The sequence below is a fragment of the Apibacter sp. HY039 genome, assembly GCF_004023655.1.
Lineage (GTDB): Bacteria > Bacteroidota > Bacteroidia > Flavobacteriales > Weeksellaceae > Apibacter > Apibacter raozihei.
Map to the genome: position 1 here is coordinate 203,283 of NZ_SAYM01000001.1, position 20,660 is coordinate 223,942.

At 34.7% G+C, this 20,660-nt stretch carries 13 protein-coding genes; 1 reads left to right on the forward strand and 12 read right to left on the reverse strand.

The genetic code is table 11. The features are described 5' to 3' along the window. Nucleotides 1-23: 23 nt before the first annotated feature. The 9 genes from EQ921_RS00965 to EQ921_RS01005 all read right to left on the reverse strand — a co-directional run bounded on the left by EQ921_RS00965 (nucleotide 24) and on the right by EQ921_RS01005 (nucleotide 15,290). Nucleotides 24-2,846: an FAD-binding and (Fe-S)-binding domain-containing protein gene (locus tag EQ921_RS00965; protein WP_128330227.1), complete on the reverse strand. Its 2,823-nt coding sequence runs from the start codon at nucleotides 2,844-2,846 to the stop codon at nucleotides 24-26. 233 nt (nucleotides 2,847-3,079) lie between these two features. Continuing rightward, nucleotides 3,080-5,464 (reverse strand): hypothetical protein, encoded by a 2,385-nt coding sequence (locus tag EQ921_RS00970; protein WP_128330228.1) that lies wholly within the window; start codon nucleotides 5,462-5,464, stop codon nucleotides 3,080-3,082. Nucleotides 5,465-5,665: 201 nt separating this feature from the next. Further along, on the reverse strand, nucleotides 5,666-6,412 hold the full coding sequence (locus tag EQ921_RS00975; RefSeq protein WP_128330229.1) for a hypothetical protein: 747 nt from the start codon (nucleotides 6,410-6,412) through the stop codon (nucleotides 5,666-5,668). A gap of 454 nt (nucleotides 6,413-6,866) precedes the next feature. Continuing rightward, entirely contained in the window at nucleotides 6,867-8,372 is a 1,506-nt protein-coding gene (gene glpK / locus EQ921_RS00980) for a glycerol kinase GlpK (protein ID WP_128150285.1), read from the reverse strand. Nucleotides 8,373-8,447: 75 nt separating this feature from the next. Next, nucleotides 8,448-9,749, reverse strand: a complete 1,302-nt coding sequence (locus EQ921_RS00985) for a hypothetical protein (RefSeq protein WP_128330230.1) — start codon at nucleotides 9,747-9,749, stop codon at nucleotides 8,448-8,450. 119 nt (nucleotides 9,750-9,868) lie between these two features. Continuing rightward, the gene (locus EQ921_RS00990; RefSeq protein ID WP_128150289.1) at nucleotides 9,869-10,729 is read right to left on the reverse strand and encodes a hypothetical protein; all 861 of its coding nucleotides are present in this window, start codon (nucleotides 10,727-10,729) and stop codon (nucleotides 9,869-9,871) included. Between the two features lie 201 nt (nucleotides 10,730-10,930). Further along, nucleotides 10,931-12,166, reverse strand: coding sequence for a glycerophosphodiester phosphodiesterase family protein (locus tag EQ921_RS00995; protein WP_128330231.1), 1,236 nt, complete (start codon nucleotides 12,164-12,166; stop codon nucleotides 10,931-10,933). 133 nt (nucleotides 12,167-12,299) lie between these two features. Beyond that, a complete protein-coding gene (gene pgtP / locus EQ921_RS01000; RefSeq protein ID WP_128330232.1) occupies nucleotides 12,300-13,679 on the reverse strand; it encodes a phosphoglycerate transporter protein PgtP in 1,380 nt (459 codons plus the stop codon). A 30-nt stretch (nucleotides 13,680-13,709) separates the two neighbouring features. Next, a complete protein-coding gene (locus tag EQ921_RS01005) occupies nucleotides 13,710-15,290 on the reverse strand; it encodes a glycerol-3-phosphate dehydrogenase/oxidase (protein ID WP_128330233.1) in 1,581 nt (526 codons plus the stop codon). A gap of 285 nt (nucleotides 15,291-15,575) precedes the next feature. Between EQ921_RS01005 and EQ921_RS01010 the strand changes: the two genes are divergently transcribed. Next, a complete protein-coding gene (locus tag EQ921_RS01010) occupies nucleotides 15,576-16,343 on the forward strand; it encodes a DeoR/GlpR family DNA-binding transcription regulator (protein WP_128150298.1) in 768 nt (255 codons plus the stop codon). Between the two features lie 84 nt (nucleotides 16,344-16,427). On the opposite strand, the gene glpC is transcribed toward EQ921_RS01010, so the two are convergent. Genes glpC through glpA form a run of 3 tightly spaced genes read right to left on the reverse strand, consistent with a single transcriptional unit; the run spans nucleotide 16,428 to nucleotide 20,558 of the window. Beyond that, on the reverse strand, nucleotides 16,428-17,642 hold the full coding sequence (glpC, locus tag EQ921_RS01015) for an anaerobic glycerol-3-phosphate dehydrogenase subunit GlpC (protein ID WP_128330234.1): 1,215 nt from the start codon (nucleotides 17,640-17,642) through the stop codon (nucleotides 16,428-16,430). Beyond that, nucleotides 17,623-18,906, reverse strand: coding sequence for a glycerol-3-phosphate dehydrogenase subunit GlpB (gene glpB / locus EQ921_RS01020; RefSeq protein ID WP_128150302.1), 1,284 nt, complete (start codon nucleotides 18,904-18,906; stop codon nucleotides 17,623-17,625). Before glpB ends, glpC begins: the two co-directional genes overlap by 20 nt. Next, complete coding sequence (gene glpA, locus EQ921_RS01025) at nucleotides 18,903-20,558, reverse strand: anaerobic glycerol-3-phosphate dehydrogenase subunit A (RefSeq protein WP_128330235.1); 1,656 nt, start codon at nucleotides 20,556-20,558, stop codon at nucleotides 18,903-18,905. The genes glpB and glpA overlap by 4 nt, the downstream gene beginning before the upstream one ends. Between the last annotated feature and the right edge of the window lie 102 nt (nucleotides 20,559-20,660).

Genomic DNA, 20,660 nt, shown 5'->3' on the forward strand with positions numbered 1-20,660 from the left:
GTTTACATATATGTGCTATTTAATTATCGGGTTACTTCATCAATCAAATAAAATATAGATTTAAAGTTAATCTCACTATACTCTTCCATTCCTATTTCACACGTTCGACTGGTGGAATACCCTTCAGTACAACCTGCCGGAATTTGTTCTTTTAGATGCCTTTGTCCATGTTTATTAAGTTCAGGATGAGTAAATCCCCGATCCCCGGCAAAACCGCAACAATTTGTTTGTATAAGATTTACATCTTGAGCACATAGCCGGGTTAATTTTACCAGATCCTCCATTAGACCGGATTTTTTTACTGAACAAATAGGAAAAACCGTAGCTATATCCTTCGGATTTTTAATTTCAAGTTTGGGCATTACAAATTCCAGCATAAAATGGATAGGATCATAAATTTTTAAGTTTTCATTTGAAAAATGAGAATGGGAAGTATAATAGCAAGGACTCATATCATAAAGTATTGGGTATTTACCATTTGCAGAGGCTGTGAGTAGAGCTTTTTCTAATTCCTGTGATTTCTTGTCGCTATCATCATTAAAACCTTTACTACTGAAAGGCATTCCGCAGCAAAGAGAAGTCATATTCTCAGGATATATAACTGTGTATCCTGCACGGGTCAGAATCTGAACTGTTTTTTCGGTTAACGGAACTTCGTTTTCCTGATATTTGTTCGATATTCCCATGGTACGGTTAATACAGGAAGGATAGTATACTACTTTTAATGAATCACTTTGAGAAGCCGGAGCCATATTATTATACTTATTAGGAAATGGCATAGATGGATTCCATTGCGGAATTCTGTTACCAGATATTTTTCTTAATCCCGATGCAAAAGAATACATAGTAGTATTTCCCAGAATCTTTTGGGCTAAGCGGGTTAAATATAAGCCGTTTTGCAGCAGATGAGTGGTTTTGCTAAAATGACGGGTGATGTAATTCGCCGTTTTATTTTCAAAAGGGGTAATATGATTGTGCCTTAAAGCCTTAACGTAAATGCCGGTGTCTATTCCCACGGGGCAGGCAAGAAGACATAATCCGTCGGTAGCACAGGTTTCGTCAACATTATAAGCAGATTCTTTGACAAAGTGGTTAAGCCTTTCTACATTTTCTCCCGTTTTTTTCAATCGGGCAATTTCTCTTTCAACCACGATGCGTTGTCTTGGTGAGAGCGTTAATCCCTCAGAAACACAGGAAGGCTCACAAAAACCGCACTCCATACATTTATCAACCAAATCATGAGCTTCAGGTAAAGGTTTTAGATTTTCAAGATGTATCTCAGGATTTGGATTTATAATTACACCCGGATTAATCAGTTGATGAGGATCAAAAATATTTTTTATCTCCACCATTAATTTATAAGCGGCCTCACCCCATTCTTTTTCAACAAAAGGAGCCATGTTGCGTCCGGTTCCGTGTTCTGCTTTAAGAGAACCATCAAATTTGTCAACTACAATATCGGCAAGTTCATCCATTAAATCTGCATATCGTTGAATTTCTTTAGAATCAGAAAAATCTTGTGAGAAAACTAAATGTAAGTTACCTTCCAAAGCATGTCCAAATAGAACCGCATCGTGATATTCGTATTTTTTAAATAAATTCTTCAAATCAGAACAGGCTTCAGCAAGTCGAGGTACAGGAAAAGCAACATCCTCTATCAAGCAGGTAGTACCTTTTTTTCTTAATCCACCCACTGAAGCTAATAATCCTTTACGTGCTTTCCAGTTAAAATTGTATTCTTTCGGATCTGTAGTAAATTCATACGGCTGCATTACAGGTATAGACTCTATGGATACACGTATATTGGCTTCTTTCTCTCTTAGTTCTTCAATACTATCAGCTTGAATATCTACAAGTAAAACACCTACACTTTCGGGTAGGGTTTTAAAATATTCCGGGGCATCCACATCATTTTCTACTGATCGAATACAATCCCGGTCAAGTAGCTCTACTGCTGAGACAGGGCTGTTTCTTAATGCGGGAACTGTTTCGCATGCTCTTTCTATGGTATCATACAAAAGAAGAGAACAGGCTTTGTATTTGTAATCGGTAACAGTATGATAGGTAATATCGGAAATAAAAGCTAAAGTTCCTTCAGAGCCTATCATAAGATGCTTAATGATATCTATAGGATCTTCATAATCCACAAAAGCATTTATACTATACCCTGTAGTATTTTTTATTTTAAACTTTCTTTTAATTCTTTCGTATAAAACTGAATCTTTAAGGATAGTGTTTTTTATTTTATATATACCTTCAATGATCTCTGGATGAGTTTTACTAAAATACTCTTTACTGACTTTGTCTGAGGTGTCCAGTACGGTGCCATCATAGAGGACCATACGTATATCAGCAATTGTTTGATACGAATTTTGAGATGTTCCGCAGCACATTCCGCTGGCATTATTAGATGCAATACCACCTATCATGGCAGCATTGATGGAGGCGGGATCCGGGCCTATTTTTTTCCCGTATGGAGCTAAATATATATTAGCACGGGACCCTACAATTCCTGGCTGTAGTTTAATCTTATTTCCATTGTCAAGTATTAAATAGTTTTTCCATTTGTGAGAAGCCACTACTAAAACAGAATCTGTGATTGCCTGGCCCGATAGACTGGTTCCGGCTGCCCGAAAGGTGACAGGAATAATGAGTTTTCCGGTAATTTTGAGGATCTCTTTAACTTCTTTTTCCGTATGTACTTGTATAACTATTTTAGGAATTAACCGGTAAAAACTTGCATCGGTTCCATAGGCTAGTGTTTTTAAGGGATCGGTAATAATTCTTTTGGGATCAATTTTTTTAGATACCTCATCAAGGAACAATATATACTTTTCTGGTAACATAAATTTGGCTTTAGTTTGTATTTGTAAAGTATATCAGAATATGAAATTTAATTTTCTTGTTTGCGGCTATGTTGCATTTTAAACTAAGAAAAGTTTATTCTATGATTCTGATATTCTAAGTTAATGATAGAAAAGTAAATAACCAAATTTATTTGACTAAGGTATAAATCTCTGAAAATTATAGTTTGTAGTTTGAAAAGATAATAAAAGTTTTGAAAAAATGATCACTTTTATCAAAGATCTAATGTTAATTTTACAAATAGGTTTTGATCCAGGTTTCTTTTCTTATAGGCTCCTAATCGAGCATAAACACCAACCCCGACAAATCCTAATAATAACTTGTTTGCTTCAAAACCTACTTCCTGATAATAATCTCTGGGAACCTCAAATTCAAACAGGCTATGGTAGTCTTTATTAGACATACCTCCTAATAATCCTTTGTACAAAAGGGCAAAGTATAAAGATTTAAATTCATTGACACGTATAGGTCTCAGATGATGTGTAAACTGAAAAGATATGAATCTGTCAGAGAAAAAAGTGGAAGGATTCATCGTTTCAAAGCTTTGAAAACCTTTAACACTAAATCGTGCCCAAATACTATTCCCGTGTTTAGCAACTCCCATTCCTTCATAAGTATTCATTAAAGGGGTGTCGCCAAAAGTAGCTCCTAGGTTTCCTATAAATTCAGTAGTTCCCCATTTGGACATAAAGGAGTATAATGCTGATAAATACAGACGGTGGGTTGCGGTACTATTTTCAAATAAGTTCCAAGATTTTGAATAGGTAAAATAGTAGTACGGAGGTCGATCCTTTAAGGTGCTTTTACCGGTTACAGTTTCAATATATTTGACATTTGGTGCATATCTGAGCCTGATGGCAGTATTAACATAATTGAACCAGGCATTGGGATCATAATTTTTAAACATGTAATCAAAGTTAGCTCGCTGCCTCTGATAATCTACAGAAAATGTAATGTCAATATTTTTAAAGAAATCCTGCTGGTAGGAAAGCTCAAACTTTCTATAAGTAAAATAGTTACTGTTATAAATGTTGTTAGGTTTTGCGGAAAGTTCATCTTTGGGGGTAAGATATTTGGTTTTTGTACGACCTATAGGTAATACATCCGTTTCGGCTTTAATTGTAAGTTCTCCCCCTTGTTTTTTATTTATATAAAAAGTTATTTCACCTCCCCCCTTCACCTCTTTATCCCGGGTACCCTTTGCAATATAGGCTCCTAACTGTACATCTTTACTGAATTTGTAATTGGTATGACCTCCGAGTTGATACCTGAATGACTCATATAAGTTATGACTAAATAAGCTATATATATCCATACTCAATGGTCCCAATTCAAGCTCTCCGGAAGTTAAGCTTCTTAAAAATCGTAATTTGGGTTCTATTTTGTACTCTTTAAAAATCCTGTGAAGTTCGGTATACGTGTTTTCTTCTTTCTTAGTCAGACTATCTGTTCTGAGTGACGATATTTTTTCATCGACATTATGAGAAACACTTTTAGATATTTCATATTCGTATCCGTTAAAATCTTTAGAGGTGTATATTTCTGGACTTCTAAAATTTAAAAAGTGTGATTCTACTGTTGCTGTTGTTGTTAGCCTTGTTATAGAATGAAGACCTTTAGGAAGTATTTTATTAATTTTTTTTATAAAGCTGCTGCTCAGAATTTCAGTTTTCATGTATTCAGTCTCAGCATACCAAATATTTTTATAGGGAGCATAGCTTATTTCATAATACACATTGGATACTTTTGAAGTATTTCCAATTAGTTTAACTAAGGCATAACTTTCAGCATCTATGAACACAGTCAAATTTCTGTAAAATTGTGTTTCGCTTTTACCACGTGAATAGGTGTATACAACATAAGTTTTTCTCGAATTAATATACAGGCTGTCTACTAATCGGGATACATTACTTTGTAATTCTCGTGGCTTTAATATTTCAGGATAATCATTAACAAGAGATTGAGAAATAGCAATGTTGAAAAATTCAGGTTTATCAAAGCCGCCGGCTTTATAAGCTGTTACTAATGCTTTTTTTCCGTATCTTCGATCGTATTCGTAGACCATCGTTCTTTCCCCAATAAAAACTTTACTTTTTTCAAGTAGTTTCTTGATATTATTGTTTAATGAATCTAGTTTTTTTTTCGGATCTGGAATAAATTTTATAGAATCGGATGGTACATCCAAGGTGAATTTTACATAAGAATCGAATTTATAGTTTGGTAAAAAATCAGGATTATTTTTATTTCGATTTTCCCACATCTTTTTTAAGAAATATAAAGCCTTTGGATCACTGTTTTTATCTGAATTGTCTTTAAATAAATAAATTGTTTTGTCAAAATTTCCCACTGTCTCCGACTTGGCTAGAAAATTGTCTGCACGAATAAGTATTTTATCCTGATGAGAAGTTAAACAAAGTGTACCCTCATCATCGGTATAGCCAAGTAAATTTTCAAGTCTGTCGTAAATTGAAGCATTGGGAATCGGTAAATTATTCTCAATATCAACAACTTTTATTTTAGTCTGTGAGCTTAGATATAAAGGAAGGAGTAATATAATTAAAAATAGTAAGGTAATTTTTCCTTTAGTAAGTTTTTGCATTGATAGAGAATGTACTAATAATTATAACGTAAACTTAAATGCTTTGCTTAAAATTATGATAGTGATTGATTTAAAATAAATAATAAAAAAAATTCCAAGAACAAAAGTAAAAAAAAAACGTAATATTCAATAGATCTGTTTAAATAAAAAAATTGCTGTTTAACTAGTACCCAGCAATTTTTTATTTATCTATTTTATTTGTTAGAATAATGAGGCCGCAATCTGTACTCTGGCCTGTTTCACTGATGGATTCCACATGGCTGTAGCTGATACAGGTAGTTTATATCCTAAAACAGGAACATTTTTAGAAGCGGTAAATCCTACACTAACAACATCCACATCGTGTTTTCCGTTGCCATAAAAGTGTGAATGTCCGGTAAGTCCGAATCCGGCACCGCAGAATACTCTTAAATCAACTGCTTTTCCACGAATTACAGGATAATTCAGTTCGCCATACGATGACCAGCGTTGGTCTCCTCTTTCGTTACGGTCATTTCCATAAAAGGAAGTTCCGTATTCCAATCTTAGAGGAAATGACTCAGCAAATACGAGATATCCTCGTAAATCAAATCTGTGGCCGGACGTTTTGTGATCGTAATTCCATATATCAGCTGGTTTTCCAGTTAAACTTGTCGAGTTAAATACATCCCATACTCCTAATCCCCACATTTTTGTAGCATAGTTAAGATAGTAATTAATCTCATGATAATGTTCGCCTTTATGGTCTGATAAACCGATTCCTCCCCAGACTCCAAGTTTAAGATTCTTTTTATTGTCAAGAGCATAATGTATATCTACATCTGCTATGGGGACATCACTAACAGTTATACCTCTCCAAAGATGATTCGATCGAAGGCTTAAATTAAAATCAAGTCTATCAGCCTCCTGGCCCCATAGAACTACTGTTGACATTAAAAATGTCATAATTAAAACAAGTGTTTTTTTCATATTAATCTTATTAAATTTGTTTAGTACTTTTCACTTCAGGCACTGAAATAACGTAATACATTTAAAATTAAATTTGAAATATCCATAACAGTTTGAAAATTATTCGCTCACAAATTGGAGTAATAAAATTTAAAAACTGTTGGTTTTGGTACAAAAGAGTGTTTAGTATAAAGTAATCAGAATACTAAAGTAGCTTTTTTATGTAATTACCACAAATAATATAGATAAAGATTAGTTAAATTGAATAAAATTATTTGTTTAAATCCAATAAAAGTTATTCGGAAATATTGTGAACAGATAAAAATATTCAAATAAAAGCTTTATCTTAATTTTTGTTTATTTCAATACCTTTATAACTTGTTGTATGCTATTGCATAAAACGGATAAGTTATAGCTAAACATTTTACATAAGAAGAAATCATAATTTACAGTTTTTGTGGTTATGTTTGTTTACTTATTTATCTTCTTCGTCTACCCAATTCAATACTCTGCTGACAGCTTTTTTCCAGCCTTTAATATTGTGATCTGCAATTTCTTTTTCCATTTCAGGCTTAAATACTCTGTCTATGGATCTCTGACTTTGTAATTCATCAATACTGTTCCAGAAACCTACAGCTAATCCGGCAAGATAGGCGGCACCTAGTGCTGTAGTTTCAAGGGTTTTTGGTCTTATAACATCAAATCGGAATATATCAGCCTGGAATTGCATCATTAAGTTATTAGCACAGGCTCCTCCATCTACTCTTAGTTCCAGATCATTAACTCCTGAGTCAGCCTCCATGGCTTTAACTAAATCATACACCTGATAAGCAATACCTTCTAAAGTAGCACGGGCAATATGACCGTCAGTGGTACCTCTGGTTATTCCTAAGATTCCACCTCTCGCATAAGGATCCCAATATGGAGCTCCTAATCCCGTCAAAGCAGGAACAAAATATACGCCTCCATTATCAGGTACTGTTTTAGCCAGATTTTCAGTATCTGGTGAAGTTTTTACTAATTTAGCACCATCTCGTATCCATTGTACTGCAGCTCCTCCTACGAAAACACTTCCTTCTAGCGCGTAAAAAGTTTTACCGTTAATTTTCCATGCAATGGTTGTTAAAAGGTTATTTTTAGATAAAACCGCTTTTTCTCCTGTATTCATTAAAAGAAAACACCCGGTTCCATACGTATTTTTTGCCATTCCAGGTTCAGTACATAACTGTCCGAATAGTGCTGCCTGCTGATCTCCTGCAATACCTGCAATTGGAATTTTAGTTGAAAACAAGGTGGTTGAAGTTTCCCCGTAAATTTCACTGCTTTGTTTAACTTCAGGTAATATAGCTTTGGGAATACTAAATAATTTTAATAATTCTTCATCCCATTCTTCTGTATGAATATTAAATAATAAGGTACGGGAAGCATTGGATACATCTGTTACATGCATTTTACCACGGGTAAGTTTCCAGATTAACCAGGTATCAACAGTTCCGAAACATAATTTTCCTTGTTCTGCTTTTTCTCTGGCTCCGGGAACATTGTCTAAAATCCATTTAACTTTAGTTCCGGAAAAATAAGCGTCAAGAATCAAACCTGTTTTTTCCCGGATTTCATCTGTCAGTCCCTGAGACTTTAATTCATCACAATATTTTGCAGTTCTTCTGTCTTGCCAAACGATTGCATTGTAAACGGGTTCGCTGGTTTCTCTGTCCCAGATTATTGTAGTCTCTCTTTGATTAGTGATTCCAATAGCAGCTACATCAAGACCGGAAATTCCTTTTTTTGCAATGGCTTCTGCTGCAACAGATATCTGAGACGACCAGATTTCCTCCGGATCATGCTCTACCCAGCCCGGTTTGGGAAAATGTTGTGTATAATCTCTTTGAGCCACTGAAACTATTTCTCCGCCATGATTAAATAAAATAGCTCTTGAGGATGTCGTTCCCTGATCAAGTGCTAAAATAAATTTGTCTTTCATTTTTTTGTTATTTTAGTTAAAGTATCATTGATAATAAATTCGTGTGTTAGATAAACTAACACACGAATTTATAAATTAGAAATTTCCTTTTGTATTGTTGTACAACACGATTTGGTAACTTAATCCAAACCAGTCATTTGCTATTTTTGGCCCTCCACTTTCATCTCTGTGTTGGTAGAAAGCTGTTATCTTAGCCATTCTAGGGCTGTTTGGGTACACATAGAAGTTAACTCCTGCAGTGTATAAATATAACTTTTCATAGCCTAATCCTGTAATATCTTTATTTCCCTGATTGTAATACTCAAACCTTGCTACAGGTTCAATTCTAGGAGTGATATTTACACCGGCTAAGAATGAATATCCCAGTTTGTTGGCTTTTCTGAATTCGTGCTTGGTATAATCCATATTGTCACCAATGCTACCCGCAAGAGATCCGTCAGGCTTTACAAAACGAACTTGTTTATGAGTACCGTAATCAAATTTAAATTTATATTTATGTGGATTTACGTAATACGCAAAAGCAGAATAAGCCCAAGCTTGTTTATTACCCATTCCCGGAAGGTTTACAGAACCTATATGTCCTCCAAACTCTACATTTTTAACCGGGAAAATACGTAAAGCAGCATCCCAGCTTTTGAATTCCAATCCATGATTTCCCTGATCTTCTTTAGGGCCATCATTAAATCCTGACCAATATCTGTCTCGGTTGCTATCGCTGTTATGCCAGAAAAAGTCATATTTTACAATGTTTTTGATAGATCCTGAAAAGTTAATTCCATAATGTCTTAAATCAGGAGCCCCCATATCTGTACTTTGATTTTCCGATGTGTAAGTAAAGTCAACCAAATCCAGATCATAAGCAGAAGTCATGTTAGCGGCTCTGTTACCAGCACCTTTGAAACGTCCTAATTGTACATTTAATAATGGATGGAATTTATATTTAATAAATGCATCCGTTATTTTGCTGGCATGTAAATTCCAGGTTACACTTGCGCTTAGTTTAGGGGTTATATCCATATCAGTATGCAAAAAACCTATTTTAAATGCTGCAGGCTGAAAGTTGTAACTGGAATTAGCTTCTTTATGAACTGATTTATTTGTAGGAACTTCCTGATAAATTGTTTCCAAGACCATTCCTATTCCGTACTTAAGGGTAGGGGTAAAGCTATTTTCATCACCACCAACTAGTTCTTTTAAAAAGTCAAGTTTAATACCTTTAGCTAATTGCGAGCTATCGCTTGTCATTCTTTCAACAAAAGAAGTTTTTTTCTTAATTGAATCATTTTCAGGCTGAAAATTTTCGAGAGACATTTTTTGCCCATAGGCCAGTAAGAAAGGTGTGGATAATAAAATGGATAAATAATTCTTCAAATTCATGATAGTTATTTTATATTAATTAGTTAGATTTTAATTAGGTTGATAAAGATAAGGCAAAGTTTAACACAGAGTTACCGATGCCTTATTACTTTTATCATACATTTAAATGAGTCAAATCATTATTTAACTCTTTCAAAAATATATAGTTCATGAATTTCTTTATCATAACCTTCATAGAAACCGGATGGCATTCCCATTTTAATGATGGATCCACGATTATTTAAAATTACCAGGTCATTGGTTACCGGATCTATAGTTAAGCCTTCAATTTCACCTGCCTTTTTAAATTCAGGAATTGAACGGAACAAACTTACTCCTGCACGGGTTTGGTTAGGATCACTAACATCTGCAATATAAATATTATCCGGTTCGTTTAAATCAGCATCACCATCGTCAGCAGTAATTAAAACTTTTCCATCAATATAATAGATGCCTTGCTGCCATTGAGGAGAGGGTTGTAAATGGATTTTTCCGATGTACTTTTTAGCAGTTAAATCGTATTTGTAAATGTAATATCCTTGTGTCCAGTCGGCCATCCATGCAATATTATTTTTTTTGTCGATGGAAATACCGCATACTTCCGGCTGTTCAATTTGTCCAAAGTCTATCGAATATTTGTAATCTAAGGTTTTAGCATCATAAACAGCTATCTGGATGTTTCTAACGTTTCCGGATTCAAACCATTCTACTCCGGTATAGATTTCTCCATTATATACGTCAATATCACCAAAATGATTAACCTCTTTTTTAAAATATTCAAAAGGTTTATCGTTTTTGGTAATTAACTTTCCGTTTTTATCATATTTAAAAAGGGCAGTACTGCTGGAAACGTAATAATAATCTTTGTCAATAGCTATTCCTTGTCTTCCATCAACAGGTATAACTTTTTTAAGTTTGTAATCACTTCCTGAAGAGGCAAGTTTCTGTGCATTAATAGAGGCGAATCCTAATAACAAACACGCAAGTATTAATTTCTTCATAATCTGTTTTTTTATTAATTGTTAATTTATTTGAAAATGTTTAGTAACAGTTTTTGAATGAGTCCTGAATATGAAAATTCTATTTTTCGAACTTTGAAAATCAGGGGCTAATATAATATTTTATTGTTAATCTTCATGATTGTGTCAAGTCAATCAAACAATAAAAGAGAGGGTATATTTTTATGATATGTGGAGTTCTTATTAATAACCTAAATTGTCTAATACTGTTTTTGCATCCATAGGAGAAGAACCGCCTGAGCGTAATCCCTGATCACGATAATATTGAATCGTCATATCTGACTGATTGGTAAACATTCCTTCGCAATAAGGAGAATATTTTACCATCTGATCTTTATTATCAAATGAATACGGGTGTATTTTTAAATACGATTTGTGTATCAATTCCGCCTGCCATGGATTTAACAATTCAGGCCAATTATCAGGAGGAGTTCCTCCAGCAATAGATGGTCCTGCAAAATGAGCCATATTATCAACTGCAAAGTTTATATGTTGTATATAGGTAGAGGGCGAGTCATCGTTTATATCATCTGCACCACTACCTTTCCAGAAAAGAAGTGCCGTCGGAATTTTTCCCTGAAAGATACTTTTAAGAATGAGTAAGCTTTCATGAGAGAAGGTTTGCAATACTACTTTTCCATTGGTATTTCCGATATTCACTTTTCCATTGATAAAATGAGCCGTATCATTTGCCGGATTAGTTATAATATTCCACCCAAGTCTGTCTAACTCTTTCACTAATGCTTGTTCAATACCAGGATTTAATTTGGGCTCTTTTGTTTCTATATAAATTCCGGGTCTGTTAAGGTTGTCTTGTGGATCTATTTCATATTGAGGTCTAGGAATACCGTTAGCATCTTTTATGTAAACAACGTTATTTGTTTTTGCATCTCTAACAAAACGATATCCACTGGCAAACATAACTAAATCTTCAAGCGTGCTGATTGGTTGTTTCTGTGTACTGAAACTGTTTCTCGCTCTGTCTGATGTAGTGTTAGGATCTATATTGAACCAGCTTCCTGCATCCAGTTGTAATAATTCTTCATAAGTAAAGCTGGAAGTAGGGTTAGTGGCTCTATCCGGATATACATCTTTAATGTTAGTAGTACGGGTTAACACATCATCATGTACTACGAGAATAACTCCATCTTTCGTAATTTGAAGATCCGCTTCGAGATAGTCTGCACCTATATTACGAGCCCATCTGTAGGCTGCTTCTGTAGATTCAGGAGCCCAGTAAGAGGTTCCTCTATGCCCGATTACTGCGTTATTGGGCACATAATCTCTGACGATCTGCATGAAAGGAGAGAGCTTGTGAATTGTTTTGTCTTGTTCTGCAGATGCGTAGTTATCATCATTATTACATGAAAAACCAAGCATGCTCATACATACAAAGACAGCAAGTTTTAATGTTCTCATATTTATACTTAATTTTTGTGATTTTGTTTAGTTTTAGATGGTTGATTTAGACCAATGGTTTATAAAAATATTTCTGTTTACTTGTTCGAATACTAATAATGAAAAAAGATAACCGATGGGAAAGCTAAAGTTATCATAGCTTACTTTTTTTATTCATTTTTAGCTTATATTTTCTGTTTTCATCTGGAATTGTAAATGCCATTAATATGGAAGCCACAATAGTACTTGCAATTAGAAGTTTAAATCCTGCCCCCCAGCCAAAATGTTGTGCAACATATCCCATAAGAATATTAGATAAAATAGCAGTACCTATTAAATATCCAAAAAATCCTGTAAGACCTGCAGAAGCACCTGCTGCATTTTTAGGTGCCAGGTCTAGTGCCTGTACTCCAATAAGCATTACAGGTCCATATATTAAAAATCCAATTGATATGAGAGCAGATATGTCAATCATTATGTTATTTTCATTCTTCCAGTAAACATAGATAGCAATCATGATTAATAACATAAATATAATTGTAGTGACTGCTCTTCTACCTTTAAAAATATAATCACTAACAAAGCCACAAACTATCGTTCCAGGAATAGCAGCAAACTCATAAGCAAAATAAGCCCATCCGACTTGTTTAATGTCGTATCCTTTAACTTCATTCAGGTACGTAGGAGCCCAATCTAGTACTCCGTATCTTACGAAATAGACAAAAGCGTTAGCAGAGGCAACAATCCAAAGGATTCTATTTTTTAATACGTATTTAAAAAATATTTCTTTGGGTGTCATTACTTCTTCAGCTTTATCTGAGTAGTCAGGAGGATAATCATTTTTATATTGCTCAATACTAGGAAGTCCACAGGATTGTGGGTTATCCCTGATTAAAAGATAGGCTACGGCGGCAATTATTATAGCTATACATGCCGGAACAACGAAGATTCCTAGTTTCCAGGACTGTTGAATTCCTAAAATCGTAAGGTAGCTTGTTGCAAAAGCAGTTATTGGTCCTATTAGCATTCCTCCTATATTGTGGGCAGTATTCCAAATAGACATTTTGGAACCCCGTTCAGAAATCGAAAACCAATGGGTCATAACTCTACCGCATGGAGGCCAGCCCATACCTCCAAACCATCCGATTAAAAATTGCAATGCTCCGATAACAATTAAATTTGAAACTCCAATGTCACTCCCTGCAGCTATTATGACTAAAGAGGTTAGGATTAAACCTAAAGGAAAAAATTTTCGAGCATCACTTCTGTCCGAGATTCCTCCCATGACAAATTTGGAAATACCATACCCTAGTCCGTTACAAGCTAAAGCTGTACCTAAATAATCTATAGTATAGCCATATTCTTGCTTCAAAAAAGGCATAGCAAGCGTAAGGTTTTTTCTAACCAAATAATAAGCTGCATAGCCTATATATATACCTAAAAAGACTTGTAATCGTTTGGACTTATAAAATTGATCTTTAAAATATGTATCATCCCTTTTTACGGGTTTAGGCGGTGATAAAAAATTTGACATTCCAGTAATTTTTTATTTTTTGTTGATTTTTTAATAATTTACTAATAAATATCCTTTGGCCAGTTCTTTAAATTCCTGTACTTCCTTAGTTACCCAATCATTATCATATCCTAGTTCTTTTGCCATAATCTCAGCTACACTTTGGGCACAATCAATGGAGGCTCTAGCATCAACGAATAATAACCGGACTCTTCGGGCCAACACATCTTCCACTTTTTCAGCCATTTCTTTACGTACTGCCCATACAACTTCTGCTTTTGTATAAGCGTGGGAAGGATGTAATTTTTCTGCAAATTCAGGATTTTCTTGTTCCAGCTTTTTGATTTCCGGAATATCTGAACCGTAAATATAATCGTGTTTACTTCTGTCTACTTGTTCAGCAGGAATATTTCCATGAATAGATAGATTTACTGTTTTACATGGTCGGGAAGGGATTTTTCCTATTGTAATAGCTTTATCTATAAAATCTTCAGCCATTTGTCTGAATGTAGTCCATTTACCACCGATAATTGATAATAATCCGGTATCGGAAACAAGAATTTTATGATTTCTGGAAACTTCCTTAGTGCTACCACCGTCTTTGTCCGGAGCTGCCAATGGTCTTTGTCCTGCATATATAGAAAGAACATCTGCGCGAGTCGGTTTTTTTGTAAGATACTGAGAAGCTGTTGCCAGTACAAATTCAATTTCTTTCTCAAGTGCTCTTGGCTCTAAACTAGGATTTTCAACTAGAACATCTGTGGTTCCTACGACCAATCTGTTGTGCCAAGGGACAGCAAATAATACTCTTCCATCACTGGTTTTAGGTATCATTAAAGCATTGTCGCCTGGAAGGAAAGATTTGTCTAAAACTAAATGGATCCCCTGGCTTGGGACAACCGTTTTTTTATGGTTAGGATCATTCATGTTTAGAATTTCATTTGTAAATACTCCTGTAGCATTAAGAACTACCTTACCTTTTACTTCATATTCGGTTCCGTGAATTTCATCTTTGACTTTAACTCCACAGATTTGATTTTCATTGTCTTTTAATAAACCGGTAACTTTCATGTAGTTGATAATAGCACCCCCATGATCTACAGCTGTCTGAGCAAGGTTAACGGCCATACGGGAATCATCAAACTGACCATCGTAGTAAATAACTCCTCCATGTAGCCCTTTGGGTTCAACCGTAGGAAGCATTTCCAATGTTTTTTTCTTATTGATATGTTCTGATTTTCCTAAACTTAATTTTTTGGAAAGCATATCGTAAATTTTTAAACCGATGGTATAGAAAGGACCATCAATCCATTTATAATTAGGAATTACAAATACTTGTTTTTTAGCCAGGTGGCTGGCATTTTTTTCAAGAAGGCCTCTTTCTCTGAGAGCTTCTTTAACTAAGGCTATATCTCCCTGTGCTAGATAACGCACTCCTCCGTGTAATAATTTAGTGGAACGGCTGGATGTAGCCTTTGCAAAATCATGAGCTTCGAATAAAATAGTTTTATATCCACGGGTGGCAGCATCTACTGCAGCACCTAAACCACTGGATCCTCCACCAATAATAATTACATCCCATTCATTATTTGTTGAGTTGCTTAGTTTGGATAATTGCTCTGTTCGTTTCATTTTGTTTGATTATTTTTTGCTTCTTTTGTGTAGATTGTAAATTTACAAAAAAAAGAATACGAAACAATATGATTTTTTCCAATATCTTTTTTTCTTAATTTTATTTAGTTAATCCTTTTTCAGTAAAGATTTACAGGGTGATTTGAACTTGTACAATGATTAATGAAATGAAAGTTAAACAAAACTTTTTTTTAGTTTTGTTTATTTCTTTTTATTGACTTATAACGTAAAATGGAGGATTTATCTGAAAAAAATGATTAATTTTAAACTTTAAAAAAATGATTCATGGTGAGGTTAAATAGACGGCAACAACTGATAGCAGATGAGTTGGATAATCATAACTTTATAAAAGTAAATGATCTTTGCGAAATGTTGAACGTTTCGGCAGTTACTATTCGTAAAGATTTGCAATATATGGAAAATAAAGGGCTTTTGTACCGAACTCATGGTGGTGCAAGTAAACAATCTTTGTATGCATTTGAAAAAAACATAACTGAAAAGGAGTTTGTTCAGGTATCACAAAAACAAAAGATAGCGAAAGCAGCTCGCCAGTTTATTAATGATCAGGATTTTATAATTATGGCATCGGGCACTTCCGTTTATTATCTTGCTAAAATTTTATCGGGTTTTGAGAAATTAACGGTGGTAACTTCTGCTCTAAGAATATCAATGGAATTGAGCACAGATCCTTTTATTGACGTTATTCAGTTAGGGGGAGACTTAAGAAAAAGTTCTATATCTATTGTTGGCTCATTGGCGGAATCTGAATTAAGAAAATTTTCCTGCAATAAATTGTTTCTGGGCATAGATGGTATAGATTTAGAATTTGGACTTTCCACTTCTAATTCTACAGAAGCTCATTTAAACAAGGTAATGATTGAATCAGCCGAAAAAGTATTTATTCTGGCAGACTCTACTAAAATAAATAAAAGAGGTTTTGGTAAAATTTGTGGATTGGATAAAGTGGATGTATTAATTACAGACAGTGAGATTTCTGATAAAGATTTAAGTGCTTTTGAGGATCATGGAGTTGAAGTTATTATAGCTAAATAATTTAGCTATACGATTTATATGTTTTTTAATAATAAGAAGCCCCTGTATTACAGGGGCTTCGAAGTTAAAAAATTGTAAAATTATCTATGCTAACACTTTAGCCAGAATTGAGAGTGGGTGTTCACATTTTTTAGATGTAAACATTTCAATTTGCCACTTACAGGTTTCGCAATCGGAGGATACCAGATCAAATCCTCCCTCTTCAATTTGCTTAAACAGGGATTCTCCGATTTTTTTTGAAGTTTCATGATTTTCTTTTTTAAATCCAAAGGTTCCGGCAATACCGCAGCAATTGGAGTCGAGAACTGTAACTTCTACATTAGGTATTAATTTTAATAATTCAATTGAATAGTATGACCAGCCTAACTTTTCCATATGACAGGGAGTATGATAGGCTATTTTTAATTTACCATTATTAAATTCAGGAATATTAGATTGGTTTGTGCTTAATAATCTGTATATATATCGGGTTGCCAGTTCGATCTCGTCTCGAACTTCACGATTATCTATTCCTAATAAATGAGGATGTTCATCTCGTATAGTAAATGTGCAGGATGAAGAAGTAGTAAGTACGGGTAATTTTTTCTCTAATACTGATTTTCGTATTTCTTGCTCATCCAATTTTGCATTTTTGGCAGCTTTATCAATAAAGCCATTCGATATAAGAGCAATCCCGCAGCATCTCTCTTTTTCTAAAAGTTGAACACCAATATTTAGCGAATTCATTATTTTTATTAGATCTTTTCCTAGCTGTGGATTATTGTAATTTACATAACATCCGTGAAAATAAGAAACCTGCTCAGCAAAAGTCTTTTGCTGTTCCGCTATCTTTTTATACCAGTTTCTGAATGTGCCAAATGAATATTTGGGCAGATTTCTTCTTTTATCAATTTGAAGTAGCGGATCCAATATTTTTTTAACTGGTTTTGCTGAGGTTATAGCATTTACAACAGGAGCAAAAGGCGTGGCTAAAGTGCCCATAAAATCGGTATGAGCCAGAATAGTATCCCGAAGTGTTGGTTTTTTTTGACTGTATTTAATTCGGGCCATTTGTATGATATCTCCTATTTTTACATTTGAAGGGCAAGCTACTTCGCAGCGTTTGCAATTAATACAGTATTTTAGTGATTCATCGTAAAAATCAGGATTTTTAAGGCGAAGTCTTTCTCCATCCGGACCGGATTGTTTAGGTCCAGGGTATTCAGGATTTACTTTAGATACAGGGCAATACACTGTGCAAATAGTACATTTAATGCATTGTTCAAAGTTATTTTCGCTTTTATTGACCAGCAGATTCATAGGTTTGTTCTTTAATTAAAATTTGATTAGCAACATATAGAGCTGTTAGTATGGATACACCAGCACCGCAGCCTTCTTTTATGGGGTTAAAGCCATTTAGTATTGCACCTGTTACAAACAAATTGTCAATAGGTTTTCCATTTTTTAGTCCTCTAAAGTTGTTGTCTGTTTTTACTCCGAATTGTTGATATTTCTGATTTTCAAACAGATTTCGGTTATACCAGTCACTTCTTTTTTCTAAAAAATCTGTATCTAGCGAAAAAACAGGTTCATATACTTTATTCATATCTGCAATTATTCCCTGACTGAAAAAACTGCCTGATGAAAGAATTACATTGTCTGCTTTAAAAGGGATATTTCCATGATTTTTTGTGAATACTTCGGTTACACGGTTATTTTTAATATTGGCTTCTGTGACAGAGTCACCGAGCATATAGGTTCCACCCAATTTAGTAAAGCAGTCTTTAAGAAATTGCTGGGTGTATACTCCGATCAACGAAGGGGGGAAGGTAGGCAGCAGGAATATTGGTTTTCCTATTTCTTTCATAACATCTGACAGTAATGAACTATTTTTATGACCCCAGCAGTCCGGAAGTATTAAAGCATCAGAGTTTTTACTAAAAACTGAAAAATCCTCAATCATTTTCTCCCGTGAAGATTCTTTGTCGAGTATGATTGAAAGATTAGTAGATCTGAATTCACTTGGGTTTTTACGGATTCTATCCAGTTCCGGAAGATCAAAAAACTGAATTTCTGTTTTGACACCTTTCGCTTTAAAAGCTTCCGATACAAATTCTGGATGAAAGTCCAGAAAACCTTTAATATTAATAAGGCATACTTTTTTCCAAGGTAGCAATGAATCATTATGTGTAATAGCAAACTGAGGCATTGTAAGCCAGGTTGGTTTGAGTTCTCCTAAAGGTGTTATTCGGAAATGATTTTTTTCTGAAGAGCCCTGGACATGTAGTCCTACTTGTTTTAGTAATTGCTCAGCTTGTTCTGTAAGCTTATTAAATTCATTTTCACCTAGTTTGGTATAAGGGTGTTCGGGGAAATTTTTTATAAGTTTATTAATTTCCTTTTGAGGATATGCAACTTTTTCTCCATTTGGCAGAAAATTTAATAAATCAAAAGAGCCGGAAAAAAAATGTAAGGCACTTTGTCCGGAAGATATAATTGCGCATTTTTTTTTGTTTTGTAGTAAGCGTATCCCGCTAATTAAACCAGATAATCCTCCTCCTATAATTACTGTATCAAACGTCATTTTTTTGTATTTTTTAGTTGTTCTTCTGATAGGTTCAGCCCACAAACCCCTTCGTATATCCAGCTGGTAAACTCACTTTCCCGTAGGGTATCTCCCCAGGCAATAGGTCGTATTCCTTTCCATCTTTCGTTAAGAAATACAGATAGGGATTCCTTACATTTATTTGCAGGTAAATTACTATATTGATTCATAAGTCCTGCAGCTCTGCACGCACAAAGTTCTCCCTGACAGGTGCCCATACCTACCCGGGTTCTTCTTCTCAGATCTATTAAGTTGTTAACATGTAGTTCTTTGAAAGCATATTCAACTTCACCAGCAGATACTTCTTCACATTCACACACCAGGCTGTTTTCAATGTCTGTATTGCAGGATAAGTTTTCAGCTTTATCACCCATTCTATAGATAGCTGATTCCCTTATAGAAGAAGGAACTGAGATAATTTTTTTATTTACTTCTTCTTTTGTAAGTCGCGAGCCTGGAAGATTTACTTCGGCAGTTGTACATCGGGTAGTATTATTCAGTTTTTTACAGATTAAATTGGTAGCCCATTCAGCCATTAATCTGTATGTCATTAGCTTACCGCCCGTAATAGTTATAAAACCTTCTAATCCATCTCTAATTTCATGATCGAGGAGTACAATTCCGCGGCTAACATTTCTGCCGGAAGGATCATCATCTGATGCAACCAGAGGTCTTACTCCTGCGTAACCTCTTAGTATGCGAGTGTTTACAAGTGATGGGGATAATTTTTCTCCTTCTCGCAGGAGTATGTCAACCTCCTCAGGGGTAACGTACATTTGATCTACTTCTTCAAAAGGTACGTGGGTTGAGGTTGTTCCTATAAGGCATATCGTATCACCGGGAACTAGAATATCTGCATCGGCAGGTTTTCTACAACGGTTTAAAACCATTTGATTTACACGATGTCCGAAAATCAGTAAAGAACCTTTTGCCGGGAACATTTTAATTTTCAAATCTGCATATTCAGCTATTTTTTGCCCCCAAATGCCGCTGGCATTTACAATGATGTTTCCGTAAATATCTTTTTCTTCTTTGTTTACATGATCGTAAATTTTTACTCCTATAATTCTATTTTGTTCTTTTATTAATCCTAAAACTTCATGATAGGTTAGTATTTCAGCACCATGTTCTTTAGCATCTAAAATGTTTGATAGAGTTAGTCTGAAAGGATCAACAGTTCCGTCCGGGACCAGTACTGCCCCAATAATAGTAGGATTAGCAGAAGGTTCTCTGAGTAAGGCTTCTTTTGGATCAATAGCTTGTGCATTTATTCCTGCTGCCTGGCATGACTCTATAAATTTTGACTGATAGCTTAAATCATCTTCAGGTAAGGTTAAGAACAGACCGTCTGTCTTTTCTACGCAATGACGGGCTATTTTTTTGAGAATCATATTTTCTTTTATACATTCTTCTGCTGACTCCCGATCAGTTACAGCATACCTGCTTCCACTGTGTAATAATCCATGATTTCTGCCCGTGGCTCCAGTAGCAATATCATGTCTTTCCAGCATTAGTGTTTTCAAACCTCTGCGAGCACAATCTCTTGCAGTTCCTGCACCTGTAGCTCCTCCTCCTATGATAATTACATCCCAGGGTTCCGTATGAGTAGATGCTGTCGTTGTTGTTTTCAAAATTCTTTTGATTTGTTTTGTATATCAAAAATACGAAACAAAACGAAAGAAAATGTAATCTTTATATCTGACATTCGTCAGTAAATTATTATATTAATTTAG

Coding starts and splice junctions, on each gene's coding strand:
- glpB (WP_128150302.1), bottom strand. CDS start 18,906: ATGACGTTTGATACAGTAATTATAGGAGGAGGATTATCTGGTTTAATT.
- EQ921_RS01010 (WP_128150298.1), top strand. CDS start 15,576: ATGGTGAGGTTAAATAGACGGCAACAACTGATAGCAGATGAGTTGGAT.
- EQ921_RS01005 (WP_128330233.1), bottom strand. CDS start 15,290: ATGAAACGAACAGAGCAATTATCCAAACTAAGCAACTCAACAAATAAT.
- glpC (WP_128330234.1), bottom strand. CDS start 17,642: ATGAATCTGCTGGTCAATAAAAGCGAAAATAACTTTGAACAATGCATT.
- EQ921_RS00990 (WP_128150289.1), bottom strand. CDS start 10,729: ATGAAGAAATTAATACTTGCGTGTTTGTTATTAGGATTCGCCTCTATT.
- EQ921_RS00975 (WP_128330229.1), bottom strand. CDS start 6,412: ATGAAAAAAACACTTGTTTTAATTATGACATTTTTAATGTCAACAGTA.
- EQ921_RS00995 (WP_128330231.1), bottom strand. CDS start 12,166: ATGAGAACATTAAAACTTGCTGTCTTTGTATGTATGAGCATGCTTGGT.
- EQ921_RS00965 (WP_128330227.1), bottom strand. CDS start 2,846: ATGTTACCAGAAAAGTATATATTGTTCCTTGATGAGGTATCTAAAAAA.
- EQ921_RS00985 (WP_128330230.1), bottom strand. CDS start 9,749: ATGAATTTGAAGAATTATTTATCCATTTTATTATCCACACCTTTCTTA.
- glpK (WP_128150285.1), bottom strand. CDS start 8,372: ATGAAAGACAAATTTATTTTAGCACTTGATCAGGGAACGACATCCTCA.
- pgtP (WP_128330232.1), bottom strand. CDS start 13,679: ATGTCAAATTTTTTATCACCGCCTAAACCCGTAAAAAGGGATGATACA.
- EQ921_RS00970 (WP_128330228.1), bottom strand. CDS start 5,464: ATGCAAAAACTTACTAAAGGAAAAATTACCTTACTATTTTTAATTATA.